At 60.2% G+C, this 24,143-nt stretch carries 25 protein-coding genes; 4 read left to right on the forward strand and 21 right to left on the reverse strand.

Annotated features, from left to right (window positions below):
* Positions 1-759: an ABC transporter ATP-binding protein gene (locus CS919_RS00090; protein ID WP_099297073.1), complete on the forward strand. Its 759-nt coding sequence runs from the start codon at positions 1-3 to the stop codon at positions 757-759.
* Positions 760-765: 6 nt separating this feature from the next.
* Here CS919_RS00090 and ispG read toward each other — a convergent pair whose 3' ends face one another.
* The 3 genes from ispG to dxr form a co-directional block, all read right to left on the reverse strand.
* Positions 766-1,926, reverse strand: coding sequence for a flavodoxin-dependent (E)-4-hydroxy-3-methylbut-2-enyl-diphosphate synthase (gene ispG, locus CS919_RS00095; RefSeq protein ID WP_099297075.1), 1,161 nt, complete (start codon positions 1,924-1,926; stop codon positions 766-768).
* 175 nt (positions 1,927-2,101) lie between these two features.
* Positions 2,102-3,337: a M50 family metallopeptidase gene (locus CS919_RS00100; RefSeq protein ID WP_099297077.1), complete on the reverse strand. Its 1,236-nt coding sequence runs from the start codon at positions 3,335-3,337 to the stop codon at positions 2,102-2,104.
* On the reverse strand, positions 3,325-4,512 hold the full coding sequence (gene dxr / locus CS919_RS00105; RefSeq protein ID WP_099297079.1) for a 1-deoxy-D-xylulose-5-phosphate reductoisomerase: 1,188 nt from the start codon (positions 4,510-4,512) through the stop codon (positions 3,325-3,327). Before dxr ends, CS919_RS00100 begins: the two co-directional genes overlap by 13 nt.
* Positions 4,513-4,753: 241 nt before the next feature.
* On the opposite strand from dxr, the gene CS919_RS00110 reads away from it, so the two are divergent.
* The gene (locus CS919_RS00110; protein ID WP_099297081.1) at positions 4,754-5,152 is read left to right on the forward strand and encodes a DUF2631 domain-containing protein; all 399 of its coding nucleotides are present in this window, start codon (positions 4,754-4,756) and stop codon (positions 5,150-5,152) included.
* Positions 5,153-5,255: 103 nt separating this feature from the next.
* On the opposite strand, the gene CS919_RS00115 is transcribed toward CS919_RS00110, so the two are convergent.
* Both CS919_RS00115 and rlmN read right to left on the reverse strand, forming a co-directional pair.
* Positions 5,256-5,693, reverse strand: a complete 438-nt coding sequence (locus CS919_RS00115) for a DUF2231 domain-containing protein (protein WP_099297083.1) — start codon at positions 5,691-5,693, stop codon at positions 5,256-5,258.
* Positions 5,694-5,713: 20 nt separating this feature from the next.
* Positions 5,714-6,826, reverse strand: a complete 1,113-nt coding sequence (gene rlmN, locus CS919_RS00120) for a dual-specificity RNA methyltransferase RlmN (RefSeq protein ID WP_099297571.1) — start codon at positions 6,824-6,826, stop codon at positions 5,714-5,716.
* An 85-nt stretch (positions 6,827-6,911) separates the two neighbouring features.
* Here rlmN and CS919_RS00125 point away from each other — a divergent pair, with 85 nt between their 5' ends.
* Positions 6,912-7,313 carry a LapA family protein gene (locus CS919_RS00125; protein ID WP_099297085.1) on the forward strand — a complete coding sequence of 134 codons (402 nt, stop codon included), beginning with the start codon at positions 6,912-6,914 and terminating at the stop codon, positions 7,311-7,313.
* A 22-nt stretch (positions 7,314-7,335) separates the two neighbouring features.
* On the opposite strand, the gene CS919_RS00130 is transcribed toward CS919_RS00125, so the two are convergent.
* The 5 genes from CS919_RS00130 to rpsB form a co-directional block, all read right to left on the reverse strand.
* Positions 7,336-8,187 (reverse strand): phosphatidate cytidylyltransferase, encoded by an 852-nt coding sequence (locus CS919_RS00130; RefSeq protein WP_099297087.1) that lies wholly within the window; start codon positions 8,185-8,187, stop codon positions 7,336-7,338.
* A gap of 5 nt (positions 8,188-8,192) precedes the next feature.
* The gene (frr, locus tag CS919_RS00135; RefSeq protein ID WP_099297089.1) at positions 8,193-8,750 is read right to left on the reverse strand and encodes a ribosome recycling factor; all 558 of its coding nucleotides are present in this window, start codon (positions 8,748-8,750) and stop codon (positions 8,193-8,195) included.
* A 57-nt stretch (positions 8,751-8,807) separates the two neighbouring features.
* Positions 8,808-9,494 (reverse strand): UMP kinase, encoded by a 687-nt coding sequence (pyrH, locus tag CS919_RS00140; RefSeq protein WP_228073698.1) that lies wholly within the window; start codon positions 9,492-9,494, stop codon positions 8,808-8,810.
* Positions 9,495-9,764: 270 nt separating this feature from the next.
* On the reverse strand, positions 9,765-10,583 hold the full coding sequence (tsf, locus tag CS919_RS00145; protein ID WP_099297093.1) for a translation elongation factor Ts: 819 nt from the start codon (positions 10,581-10,583) through the stop codon (positions 9,765-9,767).
* Positions 10,584-10,711: 128 nt separating this feature from the next.
* Complete coding sequence (gene rpsB, locus CS919_RS00150; RefSeq protein WP_099297095.1) at positions 10,712-11,545, reverse strand: 30S ribosomal protein S2; 834 nt, start codon at positions 11,543-11,545, stop codon at positions 10,712-10,714.
* A gap of 453 nt (positions 11,546-11,998) precedes the next feature.
* Between rpsB and CS919_RS00155 the strand changes: the two genes are divergently transcribed.
* Positions 11,999-12,616: a M23 family metallopeptidase gene (locus CS919_RS00155; protein WP_228073686.1), complete on the forward strand. Its 618-nt coding sequence runs from the start codon at positions 11,999-12,001 to the stop codon at positions 12,614-12,616.
* Positions 12,617-12,627: 11 nt separating this feature from the next.
* On the opposite strand, the gene CS919_RS00160 is transcribed toward CS919_RS00155, so the two are convergent.
* The 11 genes from CS919_RS00160 to CS919_RS00210 form a co-directional block, all read right to left on the reverse strand.
* The gene (locus CS919_RS00160) at positions 12,628-13,620 is read right to left on the reverse strand and encodes a tyrosine recombinase XerC (protein ID WP_099297097.1); all 993 of its coding nucleotides are present in this window, start codon (positions 13,618-13,620) and stop codon (positions 12,628-12,630) included.
* 27 nt (positions 13,621-13,647) lie between these two features.
* A complete protein-coding gene (dprA, locus tag CS919_RS00165) occupies positions 13,648-14,916 on the reverse strand; it encodes a DNA-processing protein DprA (RefSeq protein ID WP_099297099.1) in 1,269 nt (422 codons plus the stop codon).
* Positions 14,903-16,534 (reverse strand): YifB family Mg chelatase-like AAA ATPase, encoded by a 1,632-nt coding sequence (locus CS919_RS00170; RefSeq protein WP_234990687.1) that lies wholly within the window; start codon positions 16,532-16,534, stop codon positions 14,903-14,905. The genes dprA and CS919_RS00170 overlap by 14 nt, the downstream gene beginning before the upstream one ends.
* Before the next feature lie 27 nt (positions 16,535-16,561).
* Positions 16,562-16,936, reverse strand: a complete 375-nt coding sequence (locus CS919_RS00175) for a YraN family protein (protein ID WP_099297103.1) — start codon at positions 16,934-16,936, stop codon at positions 16,562-16,564.
* 116 nt (positions 16,937-17,052) lie between these two features.
* Positions 17,053-17,361, reverse strand: coding sequence for a DUF2469 domain-containing protein (locus CS919_RS00180; protein WP_099297575.1), 309 nt, complete (start codon positions 17,359-17,361; stop codon positions 17,053-17,055).
* Between the two features lie 75 nt (positions 17,362-17,436).
* Positions 17,437-18,072, reverse strand: coding sequence for a ribonuclease HII (locus tag CS919_RS00185; protein WP_099297105.1), 636 nt, complete (start codon positions 18,070-18,072; stop codon positions 17,437-17,439).
* 75 nt (positions 18,073-18,147) lie between these two features.
* A complete protein-coding gene (gene lepB, locus CS919_RS00190) occupies positions 18,148-18,882 on the reverse strand; it encodes a signal peptidase I (RefSeq protein ID WP_099297577.1) in 735 nt (244 codons plus the stop codon).
* Positions 18,883-19,143: 261 nt separating this feature from the next.
* On the reverse strand, positions 19,144-19,485 hold the full coding sequence (gene rplS, locus CS919_RS00195; protein WP_099297107.1) for a 50S ribosomal protein L19: 342 nt from the start codon (positions 19,483-19,485) through the stop codon (positions 19,144-19,146).
* Positions 19,486-19,624: 139 nt separating this feature from the next.
* Positions 19,625-22,018, reverse strand: a complete 2,394-nt coding sequence (locus CS919_RS00200) for a Tex family protein (protein ID WP_099297109.1) — start codon at positions 22,016-22,018, stop codon at positions 19,625-19,627.
* 30 nt (positions 22,019-22,048) lie between these two features.
* A complete protein-coding gene (locus CS919_RS00205) occupies positions 22,049-22,456 on the reverse strand; it encodes a hypothetical protein (protein ID WP_099297111.1) in 408 nt (135 codons plus the stop codon).
* Between the two features lie 12 nt (positions 22,457-22,468).
* Positions 22,469-24,001 carry an aldehyde dehydrogenase family protein gene (locus CS919_RS00210; RefSeq protein WP_099297579.1) on the reverse strand — a complete coding sequence of 511 codons (1,533 nt, stop codon included), beginning with the start codon at positions 23,999-24,001 and terminating at the stop codon, positions 22,469-22,471.
* Positions 24,002-24,143: the final 142 nt, after the last annotated feature.

The following is a 24,143-nucleotide window of genomic DNA, read 5'->3' on the forward strand; positions in this document are numbered from 1 at the left end:
TTGAACACGCATCTGTCCATCAATAACATCACCCTGGACGTCACCGATGGCTCCACTCATCGGCGCATTCTGGACAACGTATCTCTGCAGGTAGACAGCGGTGAGCTGCTGGGCATCACCGGGCCTTCGGGTTCCGGCAAATCCACGTTGCTGGCTATCGCCGGGGCCTTGCAGAAGCCCACCTCAGGGAGTGTGACTCTGCTGCCGAGCAGCGGAAAATCCATTGACTTAACCGAATACTCCCCCAGCTCACGACAAGCGGCGGCACTGCGTAGGCGTTACCTAGGGATCGTCTTTCAGCAGGCCAACCTCTTTCCCTCCCTGAGCATTCTGGATCAGCTGTTGGTGATGAAGCGATTGGATCGGGTTGTGCCTCTGGGAGGTAAGGCAAGGCGCGGAGAAAAGGACAAGGCCCACCGGCTGCTAGAGCACGTGGGTCTGGGAGAGCTCGGGCATCGGATGCCGGGCCAGCTCTCAGGAGGCCAGCAGGCGCGTGTGAACGTGGCGCGAGCGCTGATGAATGATCCGCAGTTGCTGCTCATCGACGAGCCCACCGCAGCACTGGATTCGGAAGCCGCAACGACCGTCACCCAGCTCATTCGCCGGCTGGTCTCAGAGGCTCAGATCCCTGCGATCTATGTCTCTCACGATACCGAACAGCTAGCGGAGTTGGATCGCGTGGTCACGCTGCGGGACGGCATCCTAGCGCAAAAAGCCCCTGCTGAGCCGACATTGGCACAGTCAGGAGCTTGTCTCTAGGCGGAACTACTTGGTGACGCGAACTTCAGCCTTGGCGCCCTCGATGGCCTCCAAGCCCTGCTCGTCAGCAATGCGCATGGCCTCTTCGATGAGGGTTTCCACGATCTGATCCTCGGGAACGGTCTTGACGACCTCACCCTTGACAAAGATCTGGCCCTTGCCGTTACCTGAGGCCACGCCCAAGTCAGCGTCGCGAGCCTCGCCAGGTCCGTTGACCACGCAGCCCATGACGGCTACACGCAGCGGGAACTCCATGCCTTCCAGGCCAGCTGTGACCTCCTCGGCCAAGGTGTAGACATCCACCTGGGCACGGCCACAGGAAGGACAGGACACGATCTCCAGCTTGCGCGGTCGTAAGTTCAGCGACTGCAGAATCTGATCGCCCACCTTGATCTCTTCCACAGGATCAGCGGACAGAGATACGCGGATGGTATCGCCGATGCCTTCGGCAAGCAGTGCTCCGAAAGCCACGGAGGACTTGATGGTGCCCTGGAATGCAGGGCCGGCCTCGGTCACGCCGAGGTGAAGCGGGTAATCGGACTTCGCAGCCAACTGGCGGTAAGCCTCCACCATGATCACCGGGTCATTGTGCTTCACCGAGATGGCGATATCGCCGTAGCCATGCTCCTCGAACAGCGAAGCCTCCCACAGCGCGGATTCCACCAGCGCCTCTGGAGTGGCCTTGCCGTACTTCTCCATGATGCGCTTATCCAAGGAACCAGCGTTGACGCCAATGCGGATGGGAATGCCCGCATCTCCTGCGGCCTTCGCCACTTCCTTCACGCGACCATCGAATTCCTTGATGTTGCCGGGATTGACGCGCACGGCGGCACAGCCAGCATCGATTGCGGAGAAAATGTACTTCGGCTGGAAGTGAATATCCGCAATCACTGGGATCGGGGACTTCTTCGCGATTATCGGCAGTGCTTCAGCGTCGACTGTCTTGGGGCAAGCCACGCGGACGATGTCACAACCTGATGCCGTGAGCTGCGCGATCTGCTGCAGCGTGGCATTGACATCGTGGGTCTTGGTGGTGGTCATAGACTGCACGCTGATCGGGTGCTCGCTGCCCACTCCCACACCGCCGACCATCAGCTGGCGAGTCTTGCGGCGCGGCGCGAGGGTGGGCGGCGGGCCGTCGGGGATTCCGAGAGAAATTCCGGACATGTGGACTACTGACCTCTTTCTGCGGCGGTGCCTGACCGGGTGAATAAGCCTGGTATTAAGCCTTCACTCACAAGGTCAAGCTGCAGCTGACGAATACTTCTCGCACACTACGTGCATTCCGCGTCCACCTTACCCGTCCCCGGGACAGGTGCCACAGGGACATCCCTACCTCGCGTTAGAACATCTTGATCGGGTTGACGATGTCCGCCACGATCACCGTGAAACCAAACACCATCAGCACCAGCGTCGCCGCGTAAGTCAGTGGCAGCAGCTTGGTGTAGTCGGCCGGACCGCCGGGTTCGAGGCCTCGCAACCTGCGGAAGAAGTCTCGAATCTTTTCAAACATGATCACGGCGATGTGCCCGCCATCCAGCGGTGGCAGTGGCACCAAGTTGAATGCAGCGAGGAACAAGTTGAGGCTGGCCAGCGCCATCAGGAAGCTCTGCCACATGCTCAGCTCCACCAGCTCTCCGCCGAGCCGAGAAGCACCCACCACGCTCATGGGCGAATCGGCCTCGCGGTTGCCACCGAAGATGGACTCCACCACACCAGGGAAACGCTGTGGCAATTGGATCAGACCGTGGAAAGTTTGCTCTACCATCACGCCGGTGAACTTCAGCGTGCCGCCCACAGCGGTCAGCGGGTTGTAGTTCAGCAGCTGGGTTTGTGGCACTTCTGATTGCACACCAACAGCGCCCACCACCATGGTGTTTCCTGAAGTGGCGAGCCGTTCCACCAGCTCCACCTGCAGGTCTAAGTTGACGTCCTTGCCGTCCCGAGAGACCACGGCTGGCACAGTCACCACCTCACCGGGTTGACCGTCCGCGTTGTCCCCCACCTTGGTGATGGCCTTCTGGAAATCGGGGAAGGTTTCGGTGCGATCGCCGTTGACAGAAACAAAGGTGTCCCCCGGGCGCACGCCGGAGCGCTCCGCTGGCCCTGGCCCCTCGCACGTAGCCAACGTGCCGTCAGTGTTTTGTGCAGGTGCGGCACACTGCGTGGCCTTGACAGTCGGGGTGAACACCTGGCTGGTATCTGGTAAGCCCCATGCCAGCGCCACGCCGTAGATAATCCCTAGCGCCAGAGCGATGTTGACGATGATGCCACCCAGCATCACGATGATGCGCTGGTAGGCAGGCCGATCGTACATCGCGTGCGGCCGCTCGTCCTCGGTCATCTCGTCCAGCTTGGTTATGCCCGCGATATCGCAGAAGCCACCGAGTGGAATGGCTTTGAAACCGTACTCCGTGTGGCCCTTTCTGGTGGACCACAGCGTGGGGCCAAAACCAATGAAGTACCGACGCACGCGCATTCCAAACATGCGCGCCGTGGTCATATGTCCTGCTTCGTGCAGCGCAATGGACACCACGATGCCCAGCGCAAACAACACCACACCAACTAAGAAAGCCATGCGCGCATCCTCTCATGTGCCTGGGCGCGCGCCCGCTTCTCTGCCGCCAGCACGTCCTCGACGGTCTCTGGCACGGCCTGCAAATCCGCGCAGTCCTCCATGACCGCCGCGATGGTGTCCACGATGCGGGGGAAGCTCAGCCGTCCGTTGAGGAACTCCACCGCAGCCTCCTCGTTGGCCGCGTTGTAGACCGCGGGCATGGTGCCGCCCATCGTCACCGCACGTCGTGCAAGTTCGACGGCAGGGAAAACCTCATCATCTAGTGGCTCAAACTCCCACGTCGATGCCTGCGAGAAATTTAAGCTGCGCTGAGCTTCCGGCACGCGCTCTGGCCAACCCAAAGCCAGGGCAATAGGCAGCTTCATCGACGGCGGCGAGGCCTGAGCAATAGTCGAGCCGTCCACAAACGTCACCATGGAATGCACGATGGACTGCGGGTGAACCGTCACGTCGATGCGCTCGGCAGGAATTCCAAACAACAGCGCAGCCTCAATGAGCTCCAGCCCCTTGTTCACCATCGTCGCCGAATTCAGGGTGTTCATCTGCCCCATGGACCACGTGGGGTGCTCCGCCGCTTGGCTGGGGGTCACGGGCTCCAGCTGCTCGCGTGTCCATCCGCGGAATGGGCCTCCGGAGGCGGTCAACAGCAGTCGGGCGACTTCTTGTTCCGTGCCAGAACGCAGGCACTGCGCCATTGCGGAGTGCTCGGAATCGACAGGGATGAGTTGGCCTGGGTCAGCAGCGCGCAGCACCAATTCCCCACCCGCTACCAAGCTCTCCTTGTTCGCCAGTGCGAGCTTGGCCGGAGTGGACAGGGTGGCGAGTGTGGCGTCGAGACCTAAAGAACCCACAAGGGCGTTGAGCACCACGTCATCCTCGGAAAGATCGCCAGAAACGGCTTGGACCAATTGGCGAGCAGAATCGTTGCCGCGGATGGTGCGCCCACCTAACTCGGCATCCAAAATATCGGCGCTACGCTCCGAGGCCACAGCAACCTGACCTGCGGAAAGAGCAAACTTCCGCGCCTGAGAGACCATCAACTCCGGATCGCTGCCTCTGGCAGCCAGACCAATGAGCTCAAACCGATCAGGATTTTCCGCAATGACTTCCAGAGCCTGCGTACCGATAGAACCTGTGCTTCCAAGAAGGACGACGCGCTTTTTCACCTGAACCATCTTTCCACGCTTGCATTGACACAGAGATACGGGGCTGCTGTGAAACCCCTGCCAATGATGCTGACACACCCTAACCCCTATTGGGTGGCGATGGCGACTTTCGTCGGTAAATGTGCGAAACTACAACAGATAGAAATACCTGTGTAGTCAATCATGTGAACGCCAACTTGAGATTCATATGAGGCACTACACATCCCTGACGCTTTGTCGCTCGTTTTGAGAACAACACTTGGAGGACTCGATGGCTTCCCACGCTAAGAAGGTCGAAATCTACAACAACGTCTCTACTGAAGACGTGCCATCTGCAGCCTGGGGATGGAGTGCGCTGTCACGTCGCGCCGTTGCCATCTCCGGTGTCTGCGGCGGGCTGTTTCTGCTAATGATGCTCTTCGGCAACCACAAGGGCAACGTTGAAAACTACTGGCTGATCGCACTGGCTGTCATCGTGTTCCTCGGAACTGCCATCGTCACCTTCCAGCCGAAGCTGACTCAGCGCCAGACCGTTACCTCTCACAACAAGCCACTGGGTCACGTGGAGCCAGAGTGGACCGCTGAGCAGATCAAGATGACCGGTGTGTACGCCAACCTGTCCAAGGAGCAGCGCATCGCCCTGAACATGGACGGCACCTCCGAGGGTTAATCCGCTGCTCTTTCTCAGGTAAAAGCCCGCGACCATATTCATGGTCACGGGCTTTTTGTTGTATCTATCAGGGCACCATTTCATTCCACACCAACAAGGCACCTTAGTGGCCGGTGAGCACCGTACTCACAATGGCCACGATGCTCGAGAGAAGAATACACACGCCAAGGATCCCGCTCAGAGCACTAGAGCCCTGAGCCTTGCGTCGATTCAACACAACGGTGAATAGACCCAACAGCACTACCAGCGCGATGATCGCAGCCAGCGAGTAATCGGCGAACTGAGCGTGCTCGACGACGGGACCTGGATCCTCCTCCGTGAAGCCCTTGGAGGCCAACAGTTCCTCGCCAGACATACGGGCCGGGAAGTTGGGGATGAGAGCAATAGTGGCCACCGCGGTGGTGGCCACTCGGAAGCGCCCGAAGCGGGGCGATTGCAAAAATACTGCGATGCTCGCGAGCAACGCCGCGGCCGGAATTCCGACCACAGGCAAGTGGACAAGAAGTGGGTGCGCCGGAATTGCGGAAATAGCACTCAACATACGCTGAGCATATACGCAAATTAGCGCTCTTCAGCTGCCAACTGTCCGCAGGCTGCAGCGATCTCTTGACCCTTGGTATCGCGGACGGTACACGGCACGCCCTGCTCGATGACGCGACGCACGAACTCGTCCTGGCGCTCCTTAGGGGAAGCGTCCCACTTGCTGCCCGGAGTGGGGTTCAGCGGAATCACATTCACGTGCACCTTGGAGCCCAATGCTCCATGCAGCTTCTTGCCCAACAATTCCGCACGCCATGCCTGGTCGTTAATATCGCGGATCAGCGCGTATTCGATGGAGACACGACGGCCGGACTTCTCCGCGTAGTAACGGGCAGCATCCAGCACCTCCTCCACGGACCAGCGGTTGTTCACCGGCACTAGCTCATCGCGCAACTCGTCATCCGGGGTGTGCAGAGACACAGCGAGACGCACGGACATCTCCTCATCCGCCAACTTCCGAATCGCCGGAGCCAGCCCCACGGTGGAGACAGTCACGTTGCGCTGGGAAATCCCGAATCCTTCCGGTGCGGGGTTGGTGATCTTGCGGATGGTTTCCACCACGCGCTTGTAGTTGGCCAGTGGCTCGCCCATACCCATGAACACGATGTTGGACAACCGGCCCTCTTCGCCGGACACTTCCCCATCTCGCATCGTTGCCGCAGCCAAACGAACCTGCTCCACCATCTCGCCGGTAGAAAGGTTGCGGTCTAGCCCGCCCTGCCCAGTGGCGCAGAATGGGCATGCCATACCGCAGCCAGCCTGTGAAGAAATGCACAGCGTGGCGCGACCCGGGTAACGCATGAGCACGGACTCCAGCAGCGTGCCATCGTGCAAGCGCCACAACGTCTTTCGGGTCTCTCCGTCATCGGCCTCCGTGTCCTTCAGCGGAGCCATCAACTGCGGGAACAAGGCCTCGCTGACTGCCTCGCGTTTGGATTCCGGCAGGTCCGTCATCTCCCGCGGGTCACCCTGCAGGCGCCCGTAGTACTGGCGCGCAATCTGATCCGCCCGGAATTTTGGCAGGCCAAGATCCTGAATCGTGGTTTGCAGCTTCTCCCGAGTTAGATCCGCCATGTGCGTCGGCGGCATGCCTCGTCGGGGCGCGGTGAAGTTCAGTTGCACTGGTGTAGCCATAATGCCAGCCATTATTGCACGTTAATGGCATTTTACCCATTTTGCGTAGTAGCGCATGCAGCCCACTTCACGTTAAATTGAATCCATGACTAATCAAGACCCAACCTATGAGCCCAACGGCACCCAGCCCTACACCCCGGGGACGGACGCGGGATCCCGAGAGGTGGCGTCGACAAATAACGAGGACTTCACCAACTCCACGCTGGACCAGACTACCGATTCGCAACAAAAGCCACAGGTCAAGAGGTCTTTCGCGGGCAGCACGTGGGTTGCGCTGATCGTGGGCGCCATTCTGCTGATCCTGCTGCTGGTGTTCATCATGCAAAACCAGGAGAACGTCCAGCTGCAGCTGTTCGCTTGGGAGATGACCTTCCCCATTGGTGCGGGCATGTTGATCGCCGCGATTGCCGGCGCCCTCATCATGGCGCTGGTGGGTGGCGTGCGGATCATTCAACTCCGACGCCAAGTCACTCACACCAACCGCTAATCCCCCACAACTAAAGCGACTGTTACACGGCGCTGAGCATGTTGAGAACCACCCAGGTGATCATCGCCGCCGGTAGCAGGCCGTCCATACGATCCATCAAGCCGCCGTGGCCGGGGAGCATCCCGGACATGTCCTTGATACCCAAATCTCGCTTGAACTGAGACTCCACCAAGTCTCCGAGGGTGGCACATGCCGCCAAGCCCACGCCCAAGAGGATGCCGACCCAGAACGGACCGCCCAGAAGGAAGACCACTGAGGCGATGCCCGCGGCAGTGGAGAATATCACCGAACCGGCAAAACCTTCCCAAGATTTCTTTGGACTCACAGCTGGCGCCATAGCGTGCGTGCCAAAGAACACGCCGAAGACATAGCCGCCGATATCAGAGGCGACCACGCTCAACATGAACGTGAAGATAAAGGATGATCCCGCGACCTCGTCATTCTGCATACGGGAGAGCATCGCGGCGAAGGCACCGAACAACGGGATCCAGGTTAGAATGAAAATTCCCACGGCAGTATCTCGCACGTAATTGTGCGGAGGAGACTTGCGACCGTGGTGGAAAAGTCGGGTGATCATCAGCAGTAGGACGCTGAGCGCAAAGCCTGCCACCAAGCCCGTGGTTCCGAAAGGCCAAGAGAGATAGACCATCAGCTGGCTACCCAGCACCAGCGTCACTAGCGGGAGCACATAGCCCGCTTCATACAGCCTGCGCCAGACCTCATAGGTGGCCAGGCCAATCGCTGTGGCTACCAGCGGGTACCACAACAACGGTGATTGCAGGCAGAGCAGCACCAGCGCACCGAGTAGCACGCCCACGCCGATCGCCTGCTTGAGGTCACGACCAGCACCGTTTTTCGGTTTCGGAGCTCCCATGGGGATTAGACCTCCATTAGCTCCTTTTCCTTGTGTTCAACCAAGTAATCAACGTGGGCGACGTACGTCTGGGTGACCTTGTCTAGCTCCTTTTCGGCAGCCTTGACTTCGTCTTCGCCAGCTTCGCCGTCCTTTTGGATCTTGGCCAGCTGCTCCATGCCCTTGCGGCGGATGTTACGGATGGCGATCTTGCCGTCCTCGCCCTTGGACTTAGCCAGCTTGGTCAGGTCACGACGACGCTCTTCCGTCAGCTGCGGGATGGTAACGCGCAAAACTTGGCCGTCGTTGGTGGGGTTGACGCCCAGATCCGAATTGCGGATGGCGTTTTCGATCAGGCCCATGGAAGATGCCTCGTATGGCTTAATCAGCAGCATGCGGGGCTCGGGAACGCTGATGGTGGCCATCTGGGTAATAGGGGTCATGGACCCGTAGTACTCCGCGTGAACACCGTTGAACATTGCGGGGTTGGCACGACCGGTGCGGATCGTGGTCATATCCTCGCGAGCGTGTTCCACGGAGTTGGACATGCGCTCTTCGGACTCGAGCAAAACGTCATCAATCATGTGTATGAATCTACCAGTTGAGCTCGAGGGTGGTTGTGAAGGCGTGCCGTGGGCAGTTTAGGACTCCACCAGCGTGCCGATGCGCTCGCCGGATACTGCGCGGGCGATGTTGCCTTCGGTCAGCAAGTTGAACACCAGGATTGGCATGTTGTTGTCCATGCATAGGGAGAAGGCCGTGGCATCCGCCACCTTCAGGCCCTTCTCGATGACCTCGCGCGGGGTGATCTCGCGGAATAGTTCTGCATCTGGGTTGGTGCGGGGATCATCGGAGTACACGCCGTCTACACCCTTGGCCATCAGCAACACGTCGCAGCCGATCTCCAGAGCGCGCTGTGCTGCGGTGGTGTCCGTGGAGAAGTACGGCATTCCCATGCCAGCACCGAAGATGACCACGCGGCCCTTTTCCAGGTGACGGTCCGCACGCAGCGGCAAGTAAGGCTCCGCCACCTGAGTCATCTGGATGGCGGTCTGCACACGACAATCCACACCTTCCTGCTCGAGGAAGTCCTGGAGCGCCAGGCAGTTCATTACGGTGCCGAGCATGCCCATGTAATCCGAGCGGGAACGGTCCAGACCGCGCTGCTGCAGCTGTGCGCCGCGGAAGAAGTTTCCGCCGCCGATGACCACCGCCACTTCCACGCCAGTCTTAGAAACTTCAGCGATCTGTCGCGCGACATTCTGCACCACGTCAGGATCGATGCCCACGTTTCCGCCGCCGAACATCTCACCACCCAGCTTGAGCATTACTCGCTTGTACGCAGTGCGGTCATTGGTGCTTGTCACGCGGATGTCTCCTAGGTGTGAGAGTGGTTGAGCAAGAGCAATATGAATATCAGAGTTGCTGCGCATATCTGAGGTCTTTATCCGGTTGCCTAGCCTACCGTGGGCACCTGTGGATGTGCGAAGTAGCCACCCAAACATGGGCAAAGCCGGCGAGAACAACAGTGCGTTGTCTCGCCGGCTTGCCTACTGCCCACCGGAGAAGGCGGGCAGTGGTGTGAGCTATGCGCTCAATTAGGCCTGTCCAACCTCGAAGCGCTGGAAACCGGTCAGCTGGATGCCAGCTTCCTCGGCTACCTGCTTGACGGTCTTCTTGGACTCGGTCACGGAAGGCTGCTCCAGCAGAACAGCATCCTTGAAGAAGCCCTTGACGCGACCCTCAACGATGTTTGGCAGTGCCTTTTCTGGCTTGCCCTCTTCGCGAGCGGTGGCTTCAGCGATCTCGCGCTCCTTGGCAACGATCTCCTCTGGGACGTCCTCGATGCTCAGGTAGCGAGCCTTCAGTGCAGCAACCTGCATTGCGGCGGCGCGTGCAGCCTCGGCGTCATCGCCGGTGTAAGCAACCAGAACGCCAACTGCTGGAGGCAGGTCAGCGGAACGGTGGTGCAGGTACACAGCAACGTTGTCGCCCTCGATGGTGACGGCGCGCTTGAGTTCCAGCTTCTCGCCGATCTTGGCGGACAGCTGCTGGAGTGCATCGTTGGCGGTCTGGCCGTCAACGTCAACGTTCTCCAGCTCCTCACGGGAGTTTGCCTTTGCAGCAGCAGCAGCTTCAGCAACCTTGTTAGCGAAGTCGATGAACTCGGAGTTCTTTGCCACGAAGTCGGTCTCTGCGTTGACCTCGATCATGGTGTTTCCGGAAACAGCGATCAGGCCCTCGGAAGCGGAGCGCTCAGCACGCTTGCCCACGTCCTTGGCACCCTTGATGCGCAGGATCTCGATGGCCTTGTCGAAGTCGCCGGTAGCTTCTTCGAGTGCCTTCTTGCAGTCCATCATGCCGGAGCCGGTGATTTCGCGGAGCTTCTTAACGTCTGCTGCGGTGTAGTTCGCCATGTGTGGCGTTCCTCCTTATTGGTGGAAAGGTCTAAGTGGCCGTTTGAACAACAGCCTAAGTGAAGACGATCGCCCACGCCCGTTGGATACCGTGACGGCGTTCCATACGGGGTGGGCGAACGTTGGGCCTACTCTGCGGACTTGTCCTCAGAAGCTTCTGCTGCTGGTGCCTCGGAGGCAGGAGCCTCGGTGGACTCAGCTGCTGGAGCCTCGGTCTTGTCAGCGTTGTCTGCATCGCCCGCTGCTTCCTTAGCTGCAGCTTCCTGGCGCTCGGCGCGAGCCGCGCGGCCAGCCTCTACTGCGGAGGAAATGACGGAGGTCAGCAGGTTTGCGGAGCGGATGGCATCGTCGTTGCCCGGGATTGGGAAGTCAACCACGTCTGGGTCACAGTTGGTGTCCAGGATTGCCACCACGGGGATGTTGAGCTTGTGAGCCTCAGCAACCGCGATGTGCTCCTTGTTGGTGTCCACGATCCACAGTGCGGAAGGCACCTTGGTCATGTCGGAGATGCCACCCAGAACGCGCTCGAGCTTGTTGCGCTCGCGGGTCAGCATCAGGATTTCCTTCTTGGTGCGACCCTGGTAGCCGTCCTCTGCAGCGTCCATTGCCTGGAGCTCCTTGAGGCGGTGCAGGCGCTTTGCCACGGTCTGGAAGTTGGTGAGCATGCCACCCAACCAGCGGTGGTTAACGTAAGGCATGCCCACGCGGTCAGCCTCAACCTGAACGGCTTCCTGTGCCTGCTTCTTGGTGCCCACGTAGAGCACGTTGCCGCCGTGGGCAACGGTCTCCTTGACGAATTCGTATGCTTCGTCGATGTAGGTCAGGGTTTGCTGCAAGTCGATGATGTAGATGCCGTTGCGGTCGGTGAAAATGAATCGCTTCATTTTCGGGTTCCAACGGCGGGTCTGGTGACCGAAGTGGACACCGGCATCGAGCAGCTCGCGCATAGTAACAACAGCCATGGTGTTACAGGGGCAGTCTCGCTGTATCAGCGCTTCTGTTTGAAGTGCTGCCCCTTCCTCGCTTTCAAAAGTCTAGGGTTCTTACGGTTTCTTCGCCTCACTCACGCTCATCCGGTTGTGGTTGAGGTTTGTGCGACGTCCTGGCAGACATCCTCAAGGCCGTGTCCAACCTGTGCCCCACGTGAAGTGAGGACCGTAGTGGTTGAACCATAATGTGAGGTCGTATTGCGTCTACGCGTAGTCAGCATGTCCGGCTTGGCGAGCGGTAATACGTCCCGCTCGTTTTTCAGTTTGTTGTAGCCAAGTCTTGGCACACTGCTGCGCACAACTCTACCCCGTTTGCCGCTTACTCAACAACTTCGTTGAGCAGCGTGTCTGTGGATAAAGTTCGTTATCCTCAGGCTGGCGGAGTGGGTGGTTGTTCTTCATCTTTTCCGACGTCACATTTGTCTCATGAACTCTCACCCCTCCGGCACGCTCACCGTAACGCACCGCATGGCCGTTCGCTTCTGCGCTTTCCTCACCACACTCACACTGATCACCTTTCTGACCTGCTTCAACACCACTGTGGATGCCGCACAAGCTCCCCCACCACACCCGATTCCAGCCTCGGACGCGCCTACGATCTCTGCAACTCATCGTCTCCCCATCGCGCACGCCCCCTCGAGTGATCCAACTGACGCAGTTCTGCTTCCCGCGGAGATTCCAGACCAGAACTGGAATCGGGGCCACCGTGGCGTCGACTTAAAGGCCAACCCAGGCGACGCGGTGCTGGCCTCACGAGGAGGAACCGTCTACTACGCGGGGGTCGTGGTGGGAACGCCGACGATTTCGGTTCTGCATTCTGACGGACTTCGTACCACCTATCAGCCAGTTACCGCCACCGTTCGCAAAGGTCAGGCGGTGCGTCGAGGCGAACAGATCGGCACTGTGGCGGACGCTTCCCTACTTGGACAGCATGCGCGAAAGTCTCCTGGGCTTTCTTGGGGCGCGAAGATAGACGAGCGCTATATTGACCCGATGACGTTGCTGGGCACTCCCCATGTGCGGCTGTACCCGGACGAGCGGTGAGGGGGCGAGGGCTAGTCGTCTGCTCCACTGCGGGGGTGAGCTTGGCGGAAGACGGCCTGCAGTCTTTCGGTTCCCACGTGGGTGTAGATCTGGGTCGTGGCCATGCTGGAGTGTCCGAGAAGCTCTTGCACGGAACGCAGATCCGCCCCACCTTCCAGCACTGCAGTGGCCGTGGAGTGGCGGAAGCCGTGCGGGGAAAGCGTGGGACCACTGGCCTCAGAAGTGACGCGCTGGACCAGACTGCGTACTTGGCGTTGGTCGATACGGCCACCCCTCGAGCCGAGGAACAATGCTGGACCGCCCGTAGTGAGCAACTCCGGGCGCGCGTCCATCCACGCCGATAGCGCCTGAATCACTTGGGAGCCAAAGGGCACCACGCGAGTCTTGTTGCCCTTACCGGTCACGCGGAGGTAGCGGTTGTTCAGGTCAACGTCGGCCACGTCTGCGCTGACTAGTTCGCCGACGCGAATACCTGTGGCATAGAGCATTTCGAGGATCGCCCAGTCACGAATGGCGAGCGCTTTCTGGCGGGAATTCTTCGCATCTTCCGCCTCGTTGGCTTCGGATTTCGCACGTTCCCGAGCAGCATCCAGCAGTTCTTTAGCCTGGTCCACCCGCAGTACGCGTGGAAGATGGCGCTGCGGTTTCGGTGCCTTGAGCGAGGAAACAGGATTGGCCTCCACCAGTTCGCGGTGTGCCAAGAATCCGCCGAACCCCTTCAGTGAGGAGACCATGCGGGCGATGCTCGCGCGGCTGGCTTCGCTTTCCACTGCCCATCCCAGCACGTCACGGGCGTGCTCGAGGGTCAGCTCGGAGATCTGAGTCTTGCCCTCAAGAGCCGTCGATAGATCTTGGTGATAGGCGCGAATGGTGTTGTCCGAGCGCCCTAGCACCAGCTGCAGGTGTTCTTCGTAGTCCCGCATTGCTTGTCCCAGCGGCGAGTTCGGGTCGACTCGGCTTCGTTTCTCCTCCGCTGGGCTACCGGAGTTACCAGTGGGACTCATGTGGCCAATGATAGACCGGCCTCGCGCCTAGTCACGAACTTTGACCCACCGATCTCCCATTCTTCGCAAAAGTCCCCCTGCCTCTAGGTCTCTGACCAACTTCATCACCAGCACCCCGTCTAAACCCGTGTCTCGCTGAATCTCGGTCATACTGCCGCTGTCATCGTTCTCGATTCCCGCGGCGTCGAACACTGCGGTTTCTTGCCAACTCAACTTCGGTCCGGTTCCTCGCTGATCAAAACCACCTTCGGCCCCTCTCCCTTCGCCCCGATTATTCTCGCTTCCACCGGAAGTACAGACATCCAACTCCAGTTGCTTGCCAAGCGGTTCCACCGCGTCCAGGATGTCTTGGGATGTTATTGCCATCTGCGCTCTGCCCTCTTGGATACGCAACAACGTGCCTTGGCTCGCCGCTGTGTCCACTGGGCCTGGAACCGCAAGCGTGGGCTTGAGCATTGATTCGGCCCAGTTCATGGTGTTGATAGCCCCCGAGCGCACAGGTGCCTCCACCATGACTGTGCCCTTTCCCAGGGCTGCCGCTAGGCGGTTGCGCGTAAGAAACCGGTGACGAGCGGCACTCGTTCCCGGCGCGTACTCACTGACGATCAACGAACCGGAATTCACCATGCGAGTAAAAAGCTCATGGTTTTTCGCGGGGTAACTGACATCCGCCCCACAGGCCATGACTGCCACCGTGTGGCTTCCCGCCTCCAGCGCGGCCATGTGCGCTTGCTTATCTATCCCATCTGCCCCTCCAGAGACCATGGTGTAGCCCTGCATACTCAGCTCCGTGGAGAACTGGTAGGCAACAGCGCGCCCATAGCGAGTGGCCGCGCGCGTGCCCACCACGGTGATGGAATGCTTCACCAGTTCCGCCAGGCTCGCCTCCCCGCGCACCCACACGGCAAACGGCGCCTCAGCTTGTCCCCTGACTCCCGCGTCTTTATCTGCCCCGGTTCCCATCATCCTCACGAAGGCATCCGTGAATTCCGTGGGCCATTCTTCCGAGTCCGAGGCCAGCAAGCGCATCCCCATCCGCTTGCTCCGCTCCTGGGTAGCACGTGGGTCAAAGTCATAGCGGTGCGCTGTCGCGTTAAGCAAAGACTCCGGCAGAGCTTCATCCCGGCGCAAAATCATCCCCGCCACCCGAATGGCATCTCCTGGGGTTTGATTCATCCGTCTCAGTTCCCACCCGTCCGGCCACAGAAGATCGAGCACATCCCGCCTACTGCCTTCCACCACGTGTCGCAGGTAGATCCACGCGAGTTCGGTGCGCTGATGTTCACTCAGAGTCATCGCTGTACATCTCCACTGCATCGAGAATCTCCGCTGCCCCCGGGCGCGTCTTGCCGTGCAAATCCGCCAGCGTCCAACTGACCCGCAGCGCTCTATCCACTCCGCGCTGCGAAAGCGTTCCTCGCCGCAGAAGATCCTGGAGCGCCCACATGCCCTCGTCCTCCGCCGGCGCATCCCTGCGCATGACCTTTCCCGGAATGTTCGCGTTGACGGCGTGCTTGTAGGTTCCTTCCTTATCGACGCCTGCCCATCGCGCTCGCGCCCGTCCATCTGCCTCCACCACGCGCTGCCTCACTGAGGCAGAACTCTCCTCCCCACCGGGGCGGAGAGACGCCAGCTTGTTACTTCGGGTTCGCGCGAAGATGTCGATTCGATCCCGCAGCGGACCGGAGAGTTTCGATTGATAGCGCGCACGAATCCCCGAGGCGCAGGTGCACTGTGTGTCGAACTCCGCTCCACACGGACACGGATTGGCCGCACACACTAATTGGAACTTCGCGGGAAACTTCCACGTTCTTTGCTGCCGGGTCAGCTCCACATACTGGGTCTCCATCGGTACGCGGAGGGTATCCACCACTGCTCGCGCCACTTCTGGGATTTCGTCGAGGAACAGCACTCCGTGATGAGCCAAGCTCACCGCGCCGGGTTTGGGGCGTGCACCACCCCCAATTAATCCTGCCTGAGTGACTGTGTGGTGAGGGGCGATAAAAGGGCGCCTGCCCAAGAAGATCTGGTGCATCTGGCTGTTGCCTCCGGCGATGGAGTGCAGCGCAGCGCTTTCCAACAACTCGTGGGTGGTCAACTCCGGCAAGATTCCCGGAAGGCGCTGAGCGAGCATCGACTTTCCCGTTCCCGGAGGGCCCAACAACATGAGGTTATGCCGCCCGGCTGCGGCCACTTCCAGTGCGCGACGAGCTTCCGGTTGAGAGGCGACGTCGGCCATGTCCGGTGCGTCATCAGTGTGTCCTCTCCAGCTGCTCGCGCTCCTATTTGGCTCTTGCGCGTGCATTCCCTCAGCGCCCTGTCTGTCAGTGCCCTGTCCGCCAACACCCTGACTGTTTGCATCCTGACCCATCAGTTGCGCGAACTCCCGCGCCTCCATCAGTCCCTCCCCTGAGCGCATCCAGCGCACCACGTCAACGAGTGCACCCGCCACCCAGATCCGCACATCCTGGACAAGCTCTGCCACGTGTGCCGCCTCGGCATAATTGGCTTCCGGCACAACCATGCAGCGGAATCCTCGCCTGCTGGCAGCCACCGCGCTGGGAAGCACACCAGAGACAGGACGCAGCCTTCCGTCCAGACCAAGCTCGCCCACCAGCACAGCGCTCTTGAGCCTCTCCTGCATCCCTGCCCTAGTGGTTCGCGCAGCCAACATCGCACAGACCATCGCCAAGTCATACCGAGCACCGTGCTTGGGCACTCCCGCGGGAGATAAGCTCATCACCACCTTTTGCCCCGGCCACTGCAAACCAGAGTTATTCAGCGCAGCCCGCACGCGATCCCGTGCCTGCACCACCGCCGCATCCCCCATGCCGATCACGCTGATGCCCGGCAAGCCCATTCCCAAGTCGCACTCGACTCGTACCGCCAGTCCCTCCAAACCTTCCAATGCCATAGCCCACGCGTATCCCACACCCATGGTTCACCACGCCCCCATCACGTGATCGCGCACGCCAGCAGGACCGATATCCATGACGTCGAAGCGCACGTGCGGCCTATGAGCACCCGCCGCATCAAGCTGCTTCCTGCGCTCAGACATCCAGTGCGTGGCTGCCAACGAGACCTTCCGCTGCTTCGTCACAGTCACCGCTTCCAGCCCAGTGCCGAAAAACGTTCGGGCCCGGTATTTCACCTCGATAAACGCAAGCACGTCGGCTCGCTGATTATCTGGTAGTGCCACTATGTCCAGTTCCCCATAGCGGCACGTGTAGTTTCTCTCCAGGATTGTCCAGCCCAAGGTTGTCAGATAGGCCACGGCCATATCCTCGCCTGCATTGCCCAGGTGTCTCGTTGTCATGCAGGCTACGGTGCACTACGGGCAGGAGTTTGGCGTCGGGAAAAAGGGAACGAAAACAACAAAAGACCAGGAGGTTGTGGACAACCCCTGGCCTGTGGAAGAAAAGAAAAAGAACGCTAGTTCTCCGGAAGCTGCAGCTCCGGCTTGTCCAGCTCCTCAATGTTGACGTCCTTGTACGTGATCACGCGGACGTAGCGCACGAAGCGGGCGGGACGGTACATGTCCCAGACCCACGCATCGGACATGCGAACCTCGTAGTAGACCTCGCCGCCAGAATTACGCGGAATCAGCTCCACGGCATTAGCCAGGTAGAAACGGCGTTCGGTCTCCACCACATAGGAAAACTGGCTAACCACGTCGCGGTATTCGCGGTACATGGACAGCTCGACGTTTGCCTCGTAGTCGTCTAGCTCTTCAGCGCTCACTTGAGCCTCCACACCTTCCAAGAAAATCGCGCGCCACAGTCCACGCCCAGGCGTGTCCCGCAGCTCAATCAGGCTTTACGTGCGCTGCTGCTCGTACTCAGCACGAGCCGCCGCCACATTTTTGTAAGTGTAACGGTGATGCGGGGTTCCGCCGTGGAGACTCACCGCGCGCATGTGATCCACAGTGCCATATCCCTTGTGCCCTGCCAGTCCATAGCCCGGGAATTCCGCGTCCATCTCCACCATCAGCCGGTCCCGCGAGACTTTGGCCAGCACACTCGCGGCACTGATACACCGCGAGAGCTGATCACCTTTGAGCATCGGCAAGTGCGGTTGCATCAGCCCCGGCACTTTCACCGCATCGGTCAGTACGTAGCCGGGATTGACATCGAGCACGGCCACCGCGCGTCGCATGCCATCCACGTTGGCGGGCTGAATGCCTCGCCGATCAATCTCTGCGGCGGTCACGTGGATCACGGACCACGCCACGGCCTTGTCTTGAATAACCCCGAACAGCTGATCACGCTTTTTCGGCGAGAGCTTCTTCGAGTCCGTCAAGGCATCCAACTCCGGAATCGGGCCCGACGGAAGAATGCAGGCCGCCATGGTGATCGGCCCACAGCATGCGCCACGCCCGGCTTCATCCACTCCCGCCACGGGCCCCAAGCCCGCCACGTCTAACGCGTGCTCCAGAGTGCGTGCATGCGACATCTCACGGACCTGCGGGCGCGCCGAGGTGGCTGGGTGTTCAGTAGATAACACGGGTTCGGCTTAAAAATTCAGCGCTTAAGCAGCCTGGTTGTCCACGGATTCCACGCGGCCAATGCGACTGACGGGCAGCACGATCGCCTCCACGCGTCCCACCACGTTGCTGACTGGCACCGTGCCCTGCAGCTCATCGCCCATGTGTCCGCGGGAATCCAGCGAGTTGGTGCGGTTATCGCCCATCATCCACAGGTGATCGTCCGGCACGGTCACGGGGCCGAAGTACTCTCCACCGCAAGCCTCTGAGCCCGTCGGAGAAGCAATGGGGAAGGCCGGAGGGTCATTGATGTACGGCTCATTGAGCAGCTTGCCGTCCACCATGATGCCCTTGTCCCCCTCCTGGCAATGCACCGTCTGCCCACCGGTGGCGATCACTCGCTTTACCAGCGTGTTCACGTCCGGCGCGACCAGGCCGATGAAGGTACCCGCGTTCTGGATGCCGCGGATGACCTTATTGGAGTTACGGGTGGAGACGTAGCTGCCGTTCCACGAATCGGGTCCTTCAAAGACAATCACGTCGCCCGGCTCGGGGCTTTCGTCGTCTCCGTAAGCAAGCTTGTTGACGAAGATGCGGTCTGGAGTACAGCCGTTGCAGCCATGCAGGGTTTGCTCCATGGACTCAGAGGGAATCAGGTACAAGCGCCCAACAAACGTGTTGAACGCACCGAGGAGCAGCAGCGTCACCACGATGATGATCGGCATTTCTACCCACCACGGGTAGGTCTTCTTTTCCTTCTTTTCCTTCTTGCGGGCCATGGCGGCACCGGTAGCGGCCTGTTGGCCGGTCGGATCGGAATCTTGAGCACGCTGTTCAGTCACAAGGTGACAGCGTACCAGCGGGAACTGTCACCTCTGGTGAGTCACGTGCTGTCCGTGTCTGTGTAGCGGTTGACGTGCGGTGTTCTTTTTCTCCGACGCCATACTCCGCCCCACGTCCCACGATGAGCCCAACACAAAACCCCCAACCGCAACCACGCGAGGTGGTGACGATGGGGGCTAGTGAGAAGAAGGGGAAGCTTAGCGCTTTTCCTTGATCTTGGCTGCCTTGCCGCGCAGGTTGCGCAGGTAGTACAGCTTCGCGCGACGAACCTTGCCGCGGGACAGAACATCGATGTGATCGATGTTTGGGGAGTGCACTGGGAAAGTACGCTCCACGCCGATGCCGAAGGACACCTTGCGGATGGTGAAGGTCTCGCGGATACCGGAGTTCTGACGACGGATAACAACGCCGCGGAACACCTGGATACGGGACTTGGTGCCCTCGATGACCTTGACGTGAACGTCGAGGGTATCGCCTGGGCGGAAATCTGGGATGTCGGAACGCAGCTGTGCTGCATCGACCTTGTCAAGAATATGCATGGATATAATCCTTCGTGCTCGTCTGGATAGAGGATCCTCGCGGCTTTTCACTCACTGGTGCGCCTACGGGTTCGTACCCACAACTGATTAACCCGAGTAGTATGCCAGTACCCAAGCTGATCAGGCAAATCTGACACGGCTACTTGCCAAACCCGGCCTTACGTAACGCGTCGGCCAAAGATCCGCCGCCAGCAGATGGTCGCGCACTCCCCTGCTGTTGTGGGCTCTTGCCGTTTCCGCGGCCGCCCGGATTGTTACCGCCTGGCTTCTCGCCGCTCTGTTTCCTGCCTCCCTGCTTCTTTCCTCCCTGGCCAGCACCCTGCTGTGCACCGGCACGCGAGTGGGATCGTTTGGAGTTGGCGTCAGCGGCAAGAACCAGCGACAAACCAATTCGGTTGCGCTGCACGTCAACGTCCACCACACGAACCTTGACGACCTGCCCCGAGGAGACAACCTCGTGGGGGTCTTTGACGAAGCTGGTGCTCATCTCGGAGACGTGGACTAGGCCATCCTGGTGCACGCCCACATCGACGAACGCTCCAAAGGCAGCCACATTGGTGACCGTTCCCTCGACGATCATGCCCGGAGTCAAGTCTGAAACCTTTTCCACGCCCTCGGTAAATGTCGCGGTCTTGAAGGTAGGGCGAGGGTCGCGACCGGGTTTGTCCAGCTCAGCCAGAACGTCCGTCACCGTCGGCACGCCGAATTGCTCATCGGCGAACTGCTGCGGCCGCAAGGTACTCAGCACGCGGGTGTTGCCGATGAGGGAATCCACGGACAGCCCGGACTCCTCGCTCATCCGACGCACCAGCGGGTAGGCCTCTGGGTGCACAGCGGAGGCGTCCAAAGGATCCTTCGCGCCATGAATACGGAGGAATCCAGCGGACTGTTCGAAGGCTCGCGGTCCGAGACGAGGAACCTTGAGCAACTCCTTGCGAGAAGTGAACGCGCCGTTGTCATCGCGGTAGGCCACGATGTTGTCCGCCAGAGTCTGGGTGACTCCGGCCACGCGCTGCAGCAACTGGGCAGAAGCAGAATTAACGTCCACGCCCACGGAGTTCACGGCATCTTCCACCACCGAATCCAATCCCGCGCTGAGGAGATTCTGGTTCACGTCATGCTGGTACTGGCCCACGCCGATGGACTTCGGATCGATCTTGACCAGCTCGGCCAAGGGATCCTGCAGGCGGCGGGCAATCGAGACCGCGCCACGTAGAGAGACATCCATCTCCGGGAACTCGCGCGCCGCCACCTCCGATGCCGAGTACACCGATGCTCCCGACTCGGACACGATCACTGCTTGCGGCTTAGCGCCACCGGCCTGCGCAATCAGATCCGCGATCTCCCGCGCCAGCTTTTCTGTCTCGCGAGAAGCTGTGCCGTTGCCCACGGCCAACAGCTCCACACCATGCTTGGCAGTGAGCTCAGACAGCACAGTCCTAGCCTGATCCCACTTCGCCGCGCCTTGGTGCGGGTAGACGATGACGGTATCCAGCACCTTGCCCGTGGCATCCACCACGGCGCACTTCACGCCATTGCGGTAGCCGGGGTCCAGCCCCAGCGTCGCCCGTTGACCAGCCGGTGCTGCCAGCAGTAGATCTTTCAGGTTGCGGGAGAACACCTCCACGGCGCCTTCATCGGCACGCTCCTTGAGTCGCATGCGTACATCCACCGCGGAGCTGACGGCCAACTTGGTCCGCCATGCAAAGCGCACGCACTCCGCGCGGAATTTGTCTGCCACATCGCCTTGTGGCTCCAGCTCTGCGTCCCGCGCAATGAGCTGCTGGAAGTAGGCATTATCGGCATCCTCATCGGAGCCGTCACCAGCGGCAAAGTTCACGCGTAGCACGCCTTCGGTTTCACCTCGCAGCAGTGCCAAAATGCGGTGGCTGGGCAGCGCGGTGAACGGCTCCGAGAACTCAAAGTAGTCCCGGTACTTCGCACCTGCGTCCTCTTTCCCCTCGACTACTTCAGCGATGGCACTGCCCCGGGAGTAGAACTCGTCGCGGACACGGCCCACCACGTCCGCATCGGTGGCGATGTCCTCCACCACGATGTGCCGGGCGCCGGTGAGCACGGAGGTGGCGTCGGGAAAACCCTCCGTCACGAACTCGGCGGCCAATTCGGCCGGATCCACCGTGACTCCTGGGGCAACCAGCTGCTTGGCTAGAGGTTCCAGACCGGCCTCGCGGGCGATCGTCGCCTTGGTTCGGCGCTTGGTCTTGTACGGCAGGTAGAGATCTTCCAGGCGCGCCTTCGTGTCTACGCCGAGAATCTCCGCCCGTAGCTCGTCGGTGAGCTTGCCCTGCGCCTCGATGGCCTCGATGACCGTAGCCTTGCGGTCCTCGAGTTCTCGCAGGTAGTTCAGCCGGTGTTCCAACGTTCGCAGTTGGGTGTCATCCAACCCGCCGGTCTTTTCCTTGCGGTAGCGGGCGATGAAAGGCACCGTGTTTCCTTCATCCAACAGGGCGATCGTCGCCTTGACGTTGTTTTCTCCGACGCCAAGTTCGCGCGCAATAGTCTGGCTAATCATCTGGATCACTCTAATAAAGCGGGTGCGTGGCTAGTTCATTCGGCACGCAATGGGGATGCTCAGATCCGCTTTCTGCAGTTCAGCGCGGCGAGTGGAGCCGTACCACAGGCCCTGGGACCCGTCCGGTGCTTTCGGTAGCGCTTCTGCAACGGTCTGCGTGATATCCGCATCCGGCAAAGATTCCGGGGCGGTGGCTCCCACCACGATCCGATGCAAGCTCTCCGCGATGGGAGGGGCTTCGAATCGCTGCTGCCACTCGGTAACCAGCATGTTGTCCGGCTCGCACCCGGCGGCCACGTCTGCGATATGCACCTGGATGTCACACGCCCCGCGTTGACTCAGCGTTTCCGCGATCCTGCGTGCCACCGCATCAGTATCCGCGGCGCGCAGCAGCGCGTTGATATCGGCGAGCACGGGATGCGTGAGCTGCTGAGTCATTGCGGAATCGCCTTATCCCTTGAACTGCCCGGTCACTGCCGGGGACAGATTGGTGTAGACGTGCTTGTGCTCCTGGTATTCCGCCAAACCGGTGGGACCCAGCTCGCGTCCGTTGCCGGACTGCTTCATACCGCCCCACTCCGCCTGCGGCAGGTAAGGGTGGAAATCGTTGATCCACACGGTGCCGTGACGGAGCTTGCGCGCCACTCGCTCGGCCGTGCCCGCATCCGAAGTCCAGACGGCTCCAGCGAGCCCGTACTCCGTGTCGTTGGCAATGGCGACTGCCTCGTCCTCCGTGGAGAACGTCTCGATGGTCACCACTGGGCCGAAGGCCTCGTCATGCACACAATCCATGTCTTGGGTGCACTCGTCCAAGATCGTCGGCAAGTAGTACACCCCCGCAGTCAGATCGGTCTCGCCCGTTCCGTGGTCACCCTGATTGTCTTCCGCAGTAGGAATGCGGCCGCCCGTGGTGATCTTCGCGCCCTGTTCCTTTGCCTTTTCGACGTAAGCAACAATCTTTTCCCGATGTTCTTCGGAAATCAGAGGGCCTGTCTCCGCCACGGAATCGACGGGGCCACCCACCTTGATCTTGGCCGTGCGCTTGGTGAATTCCTCCACGAACTTGTCATGGATGGATTCCTCAACCACGATGCGGGAACCCGCGGAGCACACCTGACCGGAATGGAAAAACGCAGCAGACATGGCGTTATCTACGGCAGCGTCGAAGTTGGCGTCGGCAAAAATAACATTGGGGTTCTTGCCACCCAGCTCTAATGCTGTGCGCTTGACGGACTCTGCGGCGTTCTTCGCAATCAGACGGCCGGTGACCAGTCCGCCGGTAAAGGAAACCATGTCCACGTCTGGGTGCTGGCTCAGTGGATTACCGCAGCTAGCACCGGCGCCGGTGATCAGATTGCCCACGCCGTCCGGCAGTCCGGCTTCCTTGAGGATGCTCAGCAGCATCATGGCGGTGTGCGGGGTCAGCTCCGCCTGCTTGAGAACAAAGCTATTTCCGGCGGCCAAGGCGGGCGCGACCTTCCAGCTGACCTGCAGCAGCGGGTAGTTCCACGGGGTGATCAACGCGCAGACGCCCACGGGTTCGGCGTCGACACGAGAACGCACATCCGGGTTGCCAGGATCGACAACGCGGCCTGCCTCGTGCGAAGCCAACGTGCCGAAGTAGTCAAAAGCACCAGCGATATCGTCCATGTCCGCCTGCGACTCTTCGAGACGCTTGCCCGTATCTGCGGACTCGGCGGCGGCAAACGTGTCCTTGCGCTCGCGGATAATATCCGCGACCTTCAGCAACAACTTGCCGCGCTCCATCGCGGGAACCGACGACCAGACACCAGAATCGAAGGACTTGCGCGCAGCCTCGATCGCACGAATCGTGTCCTCCTCCCCCGCCTCAGAGACCGTTCCTACGGTGGAACCGTCTGCTGGATTGATGATGGTGCGGGATTCTGCCGACGCTGCGGGTTGCCACTTACCATCGATAAACAGAGTCGACGGAGTAGATCCGTCCGTGGCTCCGCGCAACATGTCGCACTGGGTGGGGTCAAACAAGGTAGTCAAGGTTGTCGAGCTCCTATAAATCTCTCAGAGGCGAAAAAATGCAACGGCAGAGTGTGGGCCAATGAGCCAATCGCCTCTGGTGCGGGTTTTGTCTGGATGCCAGCCTACG

Source organism: Corynebacterium dentalis, from assembly GCF_900232865.1.
GTDB classification, from domain to species: domain Bacteria; phylum Actinomycetota; class Actinomycetes; order Mycobacteriales; family Mycobacteriaceae; genus Corynebacterium; species Corynebacterium dentalis.